Source organism: Variovorax sp. 10L426 (assembly GCF_056395305.1).
Window position 1 is genome coordinate 17869 of sequence record NZ_JBFTJF010000006.1, and the last position, 14042, is coordinate 31910.

Here is a 14042-nt window from a genome sequence, read left to right on the forward strand (position 1 = left end):
CGGCTCCGGCGAAGTCAGCCGACTGCGCCTGAAATTCTTGTCTGGGCTTGGGTTTCGTCCGCGTCGTGCAATGCGACGCGGAACACGCTGCCGCGGCCGAGGCGGGATCGCACGCTGACCGGATGGCCCAGGGCGTGCGACAGGCGCGCCACGATGGCGAGGCCGAGGCCAAAGCCGTCAGAGGTGCCGGCATGGTCGGCCACCTTGTAGAACTCCAGGAACACGTCCCGCAGGTGCTCCCGCGCGATGCCGATGCCGGTGTCCCATACCTCGACGCGCAATCCGTCGCGCGTCTGCCTCGATGCCAGCAGCACACCGCCTTCGGCGGTGTACTTGATGGCATTGGCGAGCAGGTTGCCGATCATGCGACGTACGCGGATCGGATCCGTCAGCACCGTCCCGGGCGTCACGTGGATCCTGAAGGTCAGGCCCTTGGCTTCGGCAACAGGGCGGTACTGCAGCTCCAGGTCGTGCAGCAACTGGGCAACGTCGACCCGCTCGATGTGCAGCCTCACCTGCCCTGAATCGATGCGCGCAAGGTCGAACAGCGAATCGAACAGCGCATTCACCGCGTGCGTCGCACGGACGATCTTCGGCGCGATCTCGGCGACCAACTCGGGCTCGTTGCGCAACCAGTCGGCGTAGAGCGAAAGCGCCAGCACAGGCTGGCGCATGTCGTGCGCCGCGCTGGCGAGGAAGCGGTTCTTCATCGCCACGGCCGACACGGCCGCTTGCCGCTGCTGCGTGAGCGAATTGATCAGGATGTGGTTGTGGAACAGCAGCTCGAAGCTGTTGCGCGCGGTCTCGTGGATGCGCCGCCCCGCCCGCAGCAGCAGCCACCAATGCAGGCCCGGCAACATCAGGAAGCCGTAGTGGAAATGCGGCCGCTCGAAGTTGAGCTCGATCATCCGCAGGACGATCGACGCCAGCATCGTGAAGAACAGCGTGTTGACGTAGCGCTTGAGCAGCGGCGGATGCAGCGCGAGCCCGTTGAGCGGAAAGGTCGCCACGCCGGCGACGATGAGCCAGCTCATGAACTGGTTCACGAGCGGCGTGCGCTCGAAGAAGATCAGGATCGACAGGCCCCATGCAAACGCGCTGGTGGCCCAGAGAATGCGATAGTGGTCGACGAAATACTGTTGCGCCGCGGAGTCGCGGTCGGCGTAGTGACGCGCATAGATCTGCTCGCCCCAGATACGGCAACCCGTCGCGGCAATGCCGATGCACAGCCACGCGATCAGTTGCCAGCTCGGTACGTAGCCCCAGCTCAAGCCGACCATCGCGGGCATCAACGCCGCGGCCAGCAGGTACGAGCCGCGCGAAGCCCGCATCAGGCTGCGAATCAGCTCGCCACGGACCCACGGTTCGGCCTCGTCGGCGGAAGCAGGCGCCGGCGTCAAACTCGCAAAAGACGAATTACCCAGACCCGCGAACGACGAATTTCCCATCATGGCATTACTGCCCCCCTGTCAGTCAGGCCGCAAAAAAAGGCCCCTCGCGAGGGGCCCTGCATGCGGCTGCAGACCGCCCACCAAGCAGCGGCCTGCCACGCGCTCCATCTTAATTGCCCGCGCTCGGGTCTTCAGTCGAGACCTTCCCGAAATCGTCGCGCGCGCACAACGTGCCCGCGGCAACGCTAGATGGTCAGGTCGGCAAATCCCGTATTGCCTGTATGCGGACGAGAAGTCCACTCCGACACGAAGTATTCCGCTCGGTATTTCACGCGCCCCAGCGCCGCCTCGCGGCTCGGCTGTTGGGCGATGACGAGAACGCAGCGCTGTGCGCCCTTGAAGCTCAACTCCGCCTTGCCCGAGTACGTGCCCTCCGGCGAGGGATTCAGGTCAATTCTGCAAGTCCAGCCAGCCGGAAGGTCTGGCTCAAGTGATGAGTCGAGCATAGCCCTCCAAGCATAACAACGACAGTCGATGGCATCGGGGAACCACCCGGTCCGGGCGGCTGCCGAAGCATCCCCTACCAGCGCCGATCGACTGTCTACAAGGCGCATCTTGCGGCAAGCCTGTTTCAAGCCCAAGACATCCGGCAGGAGGCCCGCCTGGCGGCGGGGTATCTCAGCCCGTCGTCAGAATCCCGCGCGCGGCGATCCGATGCCTGCGCCCGGACGAGCTTACAGTTGGCGGCCATCAACCCTGGATCCACCATGAGGGAGTTCAGTCGCCTCCATCGCCGCCTGGGCACTGACGCCCAGGTGCGGCAACTCAGAGTCACGATCGCACTCGCGTTCGCCGGGAGCGCGTTCATTGCGGTGTGCAAGACACTGGCGGCCTCGGCGACGGGTTCGGCGTCGATGCTCGCAGAGGCCGTGCATTCGTGGATCGGCACGGTGTCCGAGATCTTCCTCGTGGTCGGCTACCTTGCGGCGCGCCGTCCGGCCGACCCACAACACCCGCTGGGCTACGGCCGCGAGTCCTTCGTGTGGTCTCTGTTCGCTTCGATCGTCATGTTCGTGGTCGGCGCCCAGATCGCCATCTGGCGCGGCATGGCGCAGCTCGGCAGCGCCGAGACGCCCAACGACTACCGCTTCGGATACGCCGTCATCGCGGTATCGCTCGTGCTCCAGCAAGTGTCGTTCGTGCGGGCGGTCCGCTTTGTGCGGGCACGCGCCGCCGAACGAGACTCGGGCATCTTCAAGCACGTGTTCGACACGTCCGATTCCCAGCTGCGTGCGGTGGTGATCGGTGACTTCATCTCCCTCGTCGGCCTGATCGCGGCCGGGCTGGGCATGGCATTGCACCAGCTCACCGGAAAGGCGTTCTATGACGCGATGGGGTCGATCCTGATCGGGCTCCTGATGGGCGTGGCGGGCCTGTTCCTCATCAATCAGAACCGCCGGTTTCTGGCTGGCGTCCCGTTGTCGGATGAACGCAGCGCGATGGCCGTGCAAGCGATCGAGAAGGATCCCCGCGTCGAACGCGTGACCTACTTCTTCGCCGAATTCGTCGGGCCGGACCGCCTGCTCGTCGCCGCCCGCGTCGTGATCGCGGGCGAGCCGACGCAGACCGAGCTTGCGCGCATCCTGCACGATCTGGAATTGCGCGTGATGGAGCACAAGTCCGTCGCGCGCGCGATCTTTGCGCTCGCCACGCCCGAGGATGTTGGCGTTGCTATTCGATCCGCGCGATGACGGCGCCGACATTCACGTACCCACCGGCCTCGACGCTGCGCGCAAGCCGACCGGCACGGTGCGCGCAGACCTGCATTTCCATCTTCATTGCCTCCATGACGGCAATGACCTCACCTTGCGCAACCTCGGCGCCTTCCTCGCTTTTCCATGCGCGCAGGGTTCCCGCTACAGGGGCTGCCACAGCAGCCTCGTCGCGATCCGATGCGGCCTCAGGCGCGAGTTTCGGGGAGGCATCCGCGGCACCGGCAGACTGAATCCCGCGCAGCAGTTCGGCCGGCAAGCCCAGCGCAACGCGGCGGCCGTCGATTTCCATGACCGTGCGATGAAGCGCCGTAGCGGGTAGAGGCTCGGGGCGCGCCGCCGCCGCCAGTTCGGGAGCGAAGTCGGTCTCGATCCAGCGGGTGTGCACCTTGAAGCCGTCGCCTCCCACGAAGTCGGAATGGGCCACGACGGCGCGATGAAAGGGCAGCACCGAGGCCACGCCTTCGATGCGGAACTCCGCCAATGCACGCCGGGCGCGGGCCATGGCCTGCTCGCGGGTGGCACCTGTGACGATCAGCTTGGCCATGAGCGAATCGAAAGTGCCGGGCACCGTCGAGCCGGACACCACGCCGGTGTCCAGGCGAACACCGGGGCCCGACGGCGGCTCGAACGCGAGCACACGGCCGGGTGAAGGCAGAAAGCCGCGGCCCACGTCCTCGGCATTGATGCGGAACTCGATCGCATGGCCGCGCGCCGTTGGCGTCTGCGCGACCGACAGCGGGTGTCCGTCGGCGATGCGCAGTTGCTCCACGACCAGATCGATCCCGCAGGTTTCCTCCGTCACCGGGTGCTCGACTTGCAGGCGCGTATTGACTTCGAGGAAAGAGATGGCGCCCGACGCACTGAGCAGGAACTCCACCGTACCGGCGCCCACATAGCCCGCCTTTGCGCAAACGTCGCGCGCGGCCTGGTGAATACGCTCGCGCTGTGCGTCGTCGATGAACGGCGCGGGCGCCTCTTCCACCAGTTTCTGGTTGCGCCGCTGCAGCGAGCAATCGCGCGTGCCGAGCACGACCACCTGACCGTGCGTGTCGGCAATCACTTGCGCCTCGATGTGGCGGGGTCGATCGAGGAATTGCTCGACGAAGCATTCGCCGCGGCCGAAGGCCATCACGGCTTCGCGGACGGCCGACTCGTAGAGATCGGCCACTTCATCCATGCGCCAGGCCACTTTGAGCCCCCGACCGCCGCCGCCGAAGGCCGCCTTGATCGCGATGGGCAGGCCATGCTTTTCCGCGAAGGCCAGCACGTCCTGTGCGCCGCTCACCGGATCGGCGGTGCCCGCAACCAGCGGTGCACCCACTTGGAGCGCGATCTTGCGTGCCTGCACCTTGTCGCCGAGCCGCTCGATCGCGGCGGGCGGCGGCCCGATCCAGGTCAGGCCAGCATCGATGACGGCCTGGGCGAAGGCTGCGCTCTCCGACAGGAAGCCGTAGCCGGGATGCACTGCATCCGCACCAGAGCGCGCTGCGACGGCGAGCAGCTTGTCGATGCTCAGGTAAGTATCGGCCGGCCTGTCGCCGTCGAGCCCATGGGCCTCGTCGGCCATGCGCGCGTGGAGTGCATCGATGTCGGCGTCGGCATAGACCGCGACCGACTGCACGCCATAGTCGGCACAGGCGCGGGCGATTCGCACGGCGATCTCGCCGCGATTGGCAATGAGGACTTTTTTCATGAGCGTGAATGGTTGGCGAGCGATATCGGGCGAAGGCGGACGCGGGCGCCGATTGGCAACTGCCCTGCGCGGTCGAGGTGATAGGTGGCGACCGATGCGATCACGGGATAGCCGCCCGTCAGCGGATGGTCGGCCGTGAACAGCACGGGCTGCCCGTTGGGTGGCACCTGCAGCGCACCGAGCGCCGTGCCTTCGCTGGGCAGTTCGGCGCCTTCCATGGCTGCGGTGCGTGCCAGCGGTCGCTCACCCGAGAGGCGGACTCCGACGCGATTGGATTGGGGAGTGACCGTCCACGTCTGGCTGGCGAGCAACTCGATGGTCTCGGGCGTGAACCAGTCGGTGCGCGGTCCCATCACGACATCAAGCGTGATGACTTCGCTGAGCGTCGGCAGGTCATCCGGTGCCGACTCGGGCAGCGCCACCACGGCACCGCGCGCCACCGGCCGTATCGGCAGCACATCGCCTGCCGCGAGCGGGCGGGGTCCGATGTTCGCCAGGGTGTCGGTCGCGCAGCTGCCGAGCACCGGCGTCACTTCAAAGCCGCCGCGTACCGCCACGTACGAGCGAATGCCAGCGCGTGGATCGCCAAGCAAGAGGGCGTCGCCATCGGTCAGCGCGACAGGGGCATGGCGCGGCACAGGCCAGCGCGCGTCGTTGCCTGCAATGAGTTCGAGCGGCGCCTCGGCACCTGTGACGGCCACGACTGCCTCACCCCGACAAACGAGTCGGAAGCCGCCGTAGACGATTTCAAGACAAGCTGCGTCAGGGTCATTGCCCACCAGCCGATTGGCTGCGCGCAGCGAGGCCCAGTCCATCGCGCCCGATGTCGAAACGCCCTGCCCTGCCTGGCCGTGACGACCCAGGTCCTGGAAGAGCGCCTGCAACCCGCTCTGGCGGACTTCCAGCGCTGCGCCGCCCGCATGTGCAGCGGATCGCACCTCGCTGAGCGCCGGCTCCGATGCGGCGGGTGCTGCCGCTTGCGACCCCACGTCGACGAAGCGCACGCGCTGACCGGGCTGCAACAGCGCAGGCCGTTCACGCGAGAGGTCCCACATGGGCGTGGCGGTCACGCCGATGATCTGCCATCCCCCAGGGCTCGCCTGCGGATAGACGCCGCTGAAACTGCCCGCCAAGCCCACTGCCCCCGCCGGAATACGCGTGCGCGGCGTTGCGCGACGTGGCACGTTGAGACTCGGATGGCCGCCGCTGAGATAGGCGAATCCCGGCGCGAAGCCGGTGAAGGCCACGGTGTAGTCGCTGCCCGTATGGCGGCGGACCAGTTCCGCGGGCGAAATCTCCAGCAGCCGGGCCACTTCGTCGAGGTCTTCACCGTTGTAGGTGACGGGAATCTCGATCCGGTCGCCGGCCACCTCGGCGCGTGCGTCGACGCTGCAAAGGCTGATGCGCTCGATCAGCTCCGAACGCGCAATCGCGGCGGGGCGAAAGCTCACCAACAGCGTGCGCGCAGCGGGTACGATTTCGCCCACGCCTGTGATGGGCTCGGCCTGCAACGACGCCAGCAACGCCAGCGTTTGAGACAGGTCGTCCAGCTCGACGAGCACGGCGTCGAGATTGACGGGGAGGAAGCGCATCAAGCCCCCTGATCGACGTCGGCCGGGCCAGCGAATGAGCGAACGACGACACCGGCGCCTTCGAGCAGCAGGCGCACCTGCCGCGCCATCTCGACCGCGCCGGGGCTGTCGCCGTGGACGCAGATCGAATCGGCCTGGATGCTCACCGTGCTGCCGTCGATGGCCGTGACGACGCCTTCCTTGGCGAGGCGCAACATGCGCTCGGCGACTTCCTGCGGATCGTGCAGCACCGAGCCGGCCTGCCGCCGCGAGACCAACGAGCCGTCCGGCATGTAGGCCCGGTCGGCAAAGGCTTCCGCCACGACGCGCAAGCCCTGCGCACGCGCCCAGCCCAGCAGCGGCGAGCCCGCCAGCGCGACGAGGCTCAGGCCGGCATCGATTTCGCGGATCGCGGCGATGACGTCGTTCGCCTGTCGCTCGTCATGCGCGATGGTGTTGTAGAGCGCGCCGTGCGGCTTGACGTAGCGCACCTCGGTGCCGGCCGCCGCGGCGAGGCCTTTCAGTGCGCCGATCTGGTAGATCACATCCGCCCGCAGGTCGGCACTGGCCACATCCATCGCACGACGGCCGAATCCGATGAGGTCCGGATAGGACACATGGGCGCCGACCACGACGCGCTTGGCCTTGGCCCGCCTCAGGGTCTGGAGAATGCCGGCTGGATCGCCCGCATGAAAGCCGCAGGCCACGTTGGCGCTGCTCACGATGCCGAGCATGGCGTCGTCGTCGCCCATGCGCCATGCGCCCAGGCTTTCGCCGAGGTCGCTGTTCAAGTCGATGTTCATTTGGAGCCCCTGAATGACCACCGCGCGCGATGCGACGCGGCCGGATTTTTCTTCAAGCGGTCAATCGAGTTGACCGCCGGTTTCCCGCGCATCTTCGCGCACGGTGAGCGCAGTTCGCAGCAGCGTGCGCAGACCCTCGATCTGGGTGGCGAGCGCCATGCTGGGTGTACCACCGAGGCGGGCCGCCTGCTCCGGCAAGCAAGGCAGATGGACGAAGCCACCCCGCGCGGCAGCCAGCTCGGGCCGCGTCGCCAGCCGATGCATCAGCGCATAGAAGATGTGGTTGCAGACGAAAGTGCCCGCCGTGTTGGACACCGATGCCGGAACGCCCGCCGCGCGCATGTCGCGCACGATCGCCTTGATCGGCAAGGTGGAAAAGTACGCCGCCGGGGCGCCGCGCACCACCGGCACATCGATCGGCTGGCGCCCGCCGTTGTCGGGGATGCGGGCATCGTCGACATTGATCGCCACGCGCTCGGGCGAGATCTCGGCGCGTGTGCCGGCCAGGCCCAGCGCGACGATGAGCGTCGGACGGTATTCGGCCAACGCGCTGTCGAGCCGATCGATGGCGCTGCCGAACACGCACGGCAACTGCGCTGCCTTGACTTCGGCGCCCTCGCAGACCCAGCCGTCCAGGGCCCTGGCGACTTCCCACGAGGGGTTGACCGTATCGCGGTCGAAGGGCTCGAAGCCCGTCACCAGGACGCGGCGGTCCGATTCGCGTGCTTGTTTCATGACAGGGTCCTCAACGGAACATGAGGAAATAGAGGAGGAAAACGTTCACTGTGAGCAGCGTCAGCGCCGTCGGCACCTGCACGCGGATCACCGCGTTCTTGTCGGGCAGTTCGAGCAGCGCGGCCGGCACGATGTTGAAGTTGGCGGCCATCGGCGTCAGCAGCGTGCCGCAATAGCCGGACAGCATGCCGACCGCGGCCATCACCGCCGGGTTGCCGTGGTACACGCCGACCAGGATCGGCACGCCCACGCCGCCGGTCATGACCGGGAACGCCGCGAAACCATTGCCCATGATCACGGTGAACAGCGCCATGCCGATCACATAGACCGCCACTGCGAAGAAGCGCACGTCCATGTTGATGTAGCTGGTCGTGAGATACGCGACCGCCTTGCCCACACCCGCGTCGGAGAACACCAGCCCCAGCATGCCCAGCATCTGGGGCAGCACGAGCGCCCAGCCGAGCGCATCGGTCAGACGGCGCGATTCGCGGATGGCCTGCGCCGGCGTCTCGCGGGTCAGCCAACAGGCCAGCCCCAGCGCGACGATGCAGCCGATACCGAGGCTCACGAGCGTCGTGTTCTTCGGGTCCAGCAGCGGCACGCCGCCGATGATCAAGTGGCTCGCCGACAGCGTGCCCGCCATGGTCAGCAGCGGAATGGCCAGCGCCGGGATGAAGAGCTTGTTGCCCAGTCGCTTGGCGCTGGCGGCGTATTCGGCGACCGAGCGCGCGGCATGGTGGCCCGCGCCGACGCCGCCGAACCCGGCGATCAACGCCATCACGATCGCGCCCACGCCGACCCAGACGGGCGGCAATTGGTCGCCGACGAGAAACACCAGCGAGTACAGGCCCCAGAACAGTGCGCTGGAGTAGCGCTTCGGATGCTGGCGGTCGGCCAGCGTCATCACTGCGGTGAGCGCCAGGATCGCGCCGACCAGGTAATAAAGGTGAACGATGGACAGCACCATGATCAGACCCCTTGCTTGCTGACGGCGGCTGGCGCCGCATCGGACTCGGAGGCCGCAGGGGCCTTCGCCAGTTCGTCGGCCAGCAACTTGTCGAGCCTGCGCAATCGCCAGGCATGGATGATGAAGGCCGATACCGCCGTCGGGATACCCCACACTGCAACGTGAATCGGCTCGACATCGATGCCTGCCTCGTGCAGGAAGGTGGTCATGAGCACGATCGCGCCGAAGGCCACGAACATGTCTTCACCGAAGAACAGGCCCACGTTGTCGGTGGCGGCCGCGTAGGCACGCAGCTTGTGCCGCACACGCTCGGGCAGCGTTCCGTAGCGGGCTTCCGTCGCACCCTCGGCCATGGGCGCCAGCAGCGGGCGGACCATCTGGGGATGCCCGCCGAGGCTGGTCAGCCCCACGGCGGCCGTCAACTGCCGGGCACCCAGGTAGACGATGAGCAAACGCCCGGCGGTCGCCGATTTGAAGCGGCTGATCCAGTCTTGTGCATGCTGGCGCAACCCGTGCCGCTCAAGCAAGCCGATCACCGTCAGCGGCAGCAGGATGATGAGCGGCAGATTGCGTGTCTTGACGAACCCGGTGCCGATGGTGGCGAGGATCTTGTCCAAAGGAAAGCCTGCGGCGAAGGCCGTCACGATCGCGGTAACGATCACGACCAGCATCGGATTGAAGCGCAGGATGAAGCCCGCAATGATGACGGCCACCCCGATCAGGGGCCATAGATGGATGTCGCTTGCCATGAGGATCGCTCCTTGAAAACGTCGATGGATTGAACAGAACCGGTTTCAACGATCGCAAAATGCGTGCCAATCGATCAATCATTCAATTTGATTGACTGGCTTAAACATCTAATATTGTTGAACAATACATAGATTGTTGATCCATCATCGAAGGTCAATCATTGGTGCAAACCCGCAATCCCAGTGGCAAAACTCGTTGACTGATTGGCCGATCTGCTACAACCGCCGGCAACCTTCATCGAATAGCTCACCAATGAAACAACCTGCGCCGATGCCGTCGACTCTCTTGACGCTGAGTGAACGCATCGCCGAGCAACTTCGGCGGATGATCACCCAGGGCGAGTTTTCTCCGGGTCAGCGCCTGTCCGAGCAAGCGCTCAGCGAGAAGCTGGAGATCTCGCGCAACACGCTCAGAGAGGTCTTCCGGGTGCTGACCAAGGACGGCCTCCTCAAGCATGCGCCCAATCGCGGTGTGTTTGTTGCGATTCCCAGCATCGCGTCGATCATCGACATCTACCGCGTCCGCCGGTTGATCGAATGCCAGGCGCTGCGGCAGGCGTATCCGCGCCATCCGGCCAAGGCCCGCATGCGCGAAGCGGTGGAAACGGCAACACGCAGCCGCGCCGCGTCGGACTGGCTGGGCGTGGGCACGGCGAACATGGCCTTCCACATGTCCATCGTCGAGTTGGCCGACAGCGAACGCCTCAACCTCATGTTTGCGCAGGTGCTGGCCGAACTTCGGCTCGCCTTCGGGCTGCTGCAAGATCCCGAGTTCTTGCATGCGCCGTACGTCGACATGAACATGAAGATTCTCGAGTTGGCCGAAGCGGGCGAGTTTGCCAAGGCCGCGATCGAGCTCGGCGACTACCTCGTGCATTCCGAGCGCATCGTTCTTGCCGCCTACGCCCGTCGTATCGAAAGTGCGGATTTGAGCGGGATCTGAGCTCTCGTCGAGCGTTTCATCCAGTCGACGCGCGCCACGGACCCAGCGATAAACTCGCCCGCATGCAATGTCCTCAGTGTCTGCATGCGAACTCGTTGGGCGCCAAGTTCTGCGAGGAATGCGGCACTGCCTTGCCCCGTCAGTGTGCGAACTGCGGTCATGCGCTTCCAGCGCAGGCCAAGTTTTGCAGCGAGTGCGGGACGCCAGCCCAACGCGCGGCGCCGGGAATCGCAGCGGCCGCCAAGCCGGCACCCGTCACGCCTGGAGGACCCCGGCTCCCGGAATCCGCGATCGCCGACCGCCGCCAGGCGGCCGTGCTGTTCGCGGACATCAGCGGCTATACCGCCATGTGTTCGCGCAGCGATCCGGAGCAGATCCGCGAGATGCTCGGACGCTTCTTCGATGCAATGGACGCGGTGGTCGAATCACATGGCGGCAGCGTCATCGACCGGGCCGGCGATGCGGTCATGGCAGTCTTCGGCGCTCCCGTTGCGCACGGCAACGACGCGCAGCGGGCGGTGCGCGCCGCGCTCGCGATGCACACTGCTGCCGCTACCGTGCTCGACTGCGCTGGCGTTCCGCTGCGGCTTCACATCGGCATCTCCCGGGGCGAGGTCGTCGCCGCGACCATCACCGGCGGCGGCAAATCCAAGTACTCGGTCACCGGCGATACGGTCAACCTTGCCGCGCGTCTCGACGCGCTCGCGAGATCCGGCGAGACGCTGATCTCCGACGCACTGTTTGGCGAGATCTCCTCCATCGTCGAAACCCAGGCCGTCGGAGAGCAAGTCGTGAAGGGCTTCGACGCTCCGGTGGTCGTATGGCGCGTGCTGGGGCTGCACGCGCCGCGCGCCGAACGCATGAATTTCGTGGGGCGCCAGGCCGAGTTGCGGCAGCTCGTCGGCGTGCTCGATGCGGCGCGCGAGACGGGCGTCGGATCGGCGGTGCTGGTTCGCGGCGACGCAGGCATTGGCAAGTCGCGGCTGGTCGAAGAGTTCCGCTCCCGCGCGCGTGAACAGTCGTTCGATACGCCTTCTGCGCAGGTGTTGGACTTCGGCGTCGGCAAGGGTCAGGATGCCATAGCGACGCTGTTGAAGGCCGTGTTGCGCGTGGGCGCGATCGATGACGAGGCCTTGCGGCAGGCGGCGGTTCAGACAGCGACATACAGCGGCCTCATGACCGACGATGAATTGCCTTTCGTCACCGAGTGGCTCGACCTGCCCCGGCCGAAGGCGCTCGAGGCGATATTCGAGGCAATGGACAACGAGACCCGACAGCGGCGTCAGAGCGATGCGCTGACAGCCGTGTTGATGCGCGCGGCCGCCGTTTGCCCGCAACTCATTCTGGTCGAAGACATCCATTGGGCGTCGCCGGAACTGCTGCGTCTGCTGGGAGCCGTCACGCGGGCCGCGGCGCGCGCGCCGATGATCCTGCTGCTCACCTCGCGCATAGAGGGCGACCCGATCGACAAGGCATGGCGCGCGTCGATCCACGGCAGCGCCTTCATGACCATCGACCTTGCGCCGCTGCGGCCTCATGAGGCGCAGTTGCTGGCAGGCAGCCTGGTCGAGGCATCGAGCCGCTTCGCGCTTCTTTGCATCGAGCGCGCCGAGGGCAACCCGCTGTTCCTCGAGCAACTGCTGCGGACCGCGAAGGCGAACGAGACGCCGGGGCTCATGCCGGCGGTGCCGCCGACCATCCAGAGCCTGGTGCTCGAACGCATGGACCGCCTCGCTGCGGCCGATCGCGCCGCACTGCAGGCCGCGGCCGTCATCGGCAAGCGTTTCTCCCTCGCCAATTTGCGCGGCGTCGGGGCCGAGCCGAACGCGAACTGCAATGTTCTCCTGGCGGCCGATCTCGTGCGGCCTGATGGCCCTGATTTCATGTTCGCGCATGCGCTGATCCAGGAGGCGGTCTACGCCTCGACGCTCAAGAGCCGTCGACGCGAATTGCACCTGGCAGCGGCGCGGTGGTTCGGCGACGACGATTGCGTGCTTCAGGCAGAGCATCTCGACCGAGCCGAAGACGCGGCCGCCGCACCGGCCTACTTGCGCGCAGCCACGCAGGAAGCCAGCCGGATGCGCTTCGAGTCCGCCCTCCGGTTGGCCGAACGTGGCAGTGCACTGGCGGCCGACCCGGCGCGGGGCGATGCGCGCGTCGGCTGCCAACTTGCGCTTCTCTGTGGTGAGGTGTTGCGCGAGATCGGACGCTCCAGGGAGTCGATCGTCGCCTACCAAGCGGCGCGCGAACTGGCGGGCGACGATCTGCAGCGTTGCAGCGCCTCGATGGGCATTGCCGCGGGCTACCGGGTCACGGGCGAATTCGCGGCGGCGATGGAGGCGCTCGGCGCTGCGGAGCCGATCGCCGAGCAACTGGCGCTGACCGTCGAGCGCTCGCGCATCCATCACACGCGCGGCAATCTCTACTTTTCGCAGGGCCGCATCGAGGAGTGCGACGCCCAGCATGTGCTCGCCTTGCAGTATGCGGAACAGTGTGGCGATGCCGAGAGCCAGGCGCGCGCGCTCAGCGGCCTGGGTGACTCGCGCTACGCGCAGGGGCGCATGGGCAGCGCGCTCGAATACTTCAGGCGCTGCGTCGCGCTCTGCAACGGCCAGATCAGGATCGCGGGCCCCAACCGCTGCATGATCGGTCACTGCCTCTGGTACGAGAACCAGTTGCCCGACGCCCTCGTCGAAGCACGGTCGGCATGCGATGACGCATTGCGGTTCGGTGTCGTGCCGGTGCAGGTGTTCGCCCAGGCGACGGTGACCCAGGTTCTCACCGAAGCCGGACTCTTTGACGAAGCCAGAGTTGCCTACGCGCAGGCGCTTGCACTGGCGAGAATGGCTGGTTCACGGCGCTACGAGGCGACCGTGTTGTATTTTTCGGCGGAGCACAACATGCGGCGAGGCGACCGGGCGCAGGCCCGCGACGATCTCGATCTGGCCTTTGAACTCGCCCGGCAGACCGGTCTCGGATTCATCGGCGCCGCCCTGCAGGGGCGGCTTGCACGCGTCGCCGCGACCCCTGAGCAACGCAGACAGCACTTGGCCGAGGGCGAAGCCCTGTTGAAGACCACCGGCCTGGCGCACAGTCATCTCTGGTTCTACCGGGATGCCATCGAGGCGAGTCTTGCGGCGCGCGAAACGGGAGCCGCGCTGGACTATGCCGGCAAGCTGGAGACCCAGTTCCGCAGCGAGCCGCTTCCCTGGATCGAACTCATGGTCGAGCGAGCGCGCGCCATTGCCGCCGCGATGGAATCAGGCGTGGACGTAGCGGCGAAGGAGCGCTTGGCCCGGGTCCGGGCGAGCGCCATCGCTGCCGGCAACGGCTGGGCCCTGTCGGGCATCGATGACGTCCTGGCATGACCCGCAGGCGAAAAAAAACCTAGGTAAATCAATTACCTAGGTTGTTT

11 protein-coding genes are annotated in these 14042 nt (G+C 66.4%); 3 read left to right on the plus strand and 8 right to left on the minus strand.

Annotation, left to right across the window (positions count from 1 at the left end):
• Window positions 1–14: 14 nt before the first annotated feature.
• A complete protein-coding gene (gene shkS, locus AC1DHL_RS10370) occupies window positions 15–1451 on the minus strand; it encodes a surface-behavior sensor histidine kinase ShkS (protein ID WP_478098182.1) in 1437 nt (478 codons plus the stop codon).
• A 185-nt stretch (window positions 1452–1636) separates the two neighbouring features.
• On the minus strand, window positions 1637–1897 hold the full coding sequence (locus tag AC1DHL_RS10375) for a hypothetical protein (protein WP_478098186.1): 261 nt from the start codon (window positions 1895–1897) through the stop codon (window positions 1637–1639).
• Window positions 1898–2158: 261 nt separating this feature from the next.
• Between AC1DHL_RS10375 and AC1DHL_RS10380 the strand changes: the two genes are divergently transcribed.
• On the plus strand, window positions 2159–3142 hold the full coding sequence (locus AC1DHL_RS10380; RefSeq protein ID WP_478098188.1) for a cation diffusion facilitator family transporter: 984 nt from the start codon (window positions 2159–2161) through the stop codon (window positions 3140–3142).
• On the opposite strand, the gene AC1DHL_RS10385 is transcribed toward AC1DHL_RS10380, so the two are convergent.
• Genes AC1DHL_RS10385 through AC1DHL_RS10410 form a run of 6 tightly spaced genes read right to left on the minus strand, consistent with a single transcriptional unit; the run spans window position 3123 to window position 9684 of the window.
• Window positions 3123–4859, minus strand: a complete 1737-nt coding sequence (locus AC1DHL_RS10385; RefSeq protein ID WP_478161951.1) for an acetyl/propionyl/methylcrotonyl-CoA carboxylase subunit alpha — start codon at window positions 4857–4859, stop codon at window positions 3123–3125. The two genes, AC1DHL_RS10380 and AC1DHL_RS10385, sit on opposite strands and share 20 nt — an antisense overlap.
• Window positions 4856–6451: a 5-oxoprolinase subunit PxpB gene (gene pxpB / locus AC1DHL_RS10390; protein WP_478161952.1), complete on the minus strand. Its 1596-nt coding sequence runs from the start codon at window positions 6449–6451 to the stop codon at window positions 4856–4858. The genes AC1DHL_RS10385 and pxpB overlap by 4 nt, the downstream gene beginning before the upstream one ends.
• A complete protein-coding gene (locus tag AC1DHL_RS10395; RefSeq protein WP_478161953.1) occupies window positions 6451–7233 on the minus strand; it encodes a LamB/YcsF family protein in 783 nt (260 codons plus the stop codon). The genes pxpB and AC1DHL_RS10395 overlap by 1 nt, the downstream gene beginning before the upstream one ends.
• Window positions 7234–7293: 60 nt before the next feature.
• Window positions 7294–7968 carry a pyroglutamyl-peptidase I gene (pcp, locus tag AC1DHL_RS10400; RefSeq protein WP_478161954.1) on the minus strand — a complete coding sequence of 225 codons (675 nt, stop codon included), beginning with the start codon at window positions 7966–7968 and terminating at the stop codon, window positions 7294–7296.
• A gap of 10 nt (window positions 7969–7978) precedes the next feature.
• Window positions 7979–8935 carry a DUF979 domain-containing protein gene (locus tag AC1DHL_RS10405; RefSeq protein WP_478161955.1) on the minus strand — a complete coding sequence of 319 codons (957 nt, stop codon included), beginning with the start codon at window positions 8933–8935 and terminating at the stop codon, window positions 7979–7981.
• A 2-nt stretch (window positions 8936–8937) separates the two neighbouring features.
• Window positions 8938–9684, minus strand: coding sequence for a DUF969 domain-containing protein (locus AC1DHL_RS10410; RefSeq protein ID WP_478098197.1), 747 nt, complete (start codon window positions 9682–9684; stop codon window positions 8938–8940).
• Between the two features lie 253 nt (window positions 9685–9937).
• On the opposite strand from AC1DHL_RS10410, the gene AC1DHL_RS10415 reads away from it, so the two are divergent.
• Window positions 9938–10627, plus strand: a complete 690-nt coding sequence (locus AC1DHL_RS10415) for a GntR family transcriptional regulator (protein ID WP_478098707.1) — start codon at window positions 9938–9940, stop codon at window positions 10625–10627.
• Window positions 10628–10689: 62 nt separating this feature from the next.
• On the plus strand, window positions 10690–13995 hold the full coding sequence (locus AC1DHL_RS10420; RefSeq protein WP_478161956.1) for an adenylate/guanylate cyclase domain-containing protein: 3306 nt from the start codon (window positions 10690–10692) through the stop codon (window positions 13993–13995).
• Window positions 13996–14042 lie beyond the last annotated feature (47 nt).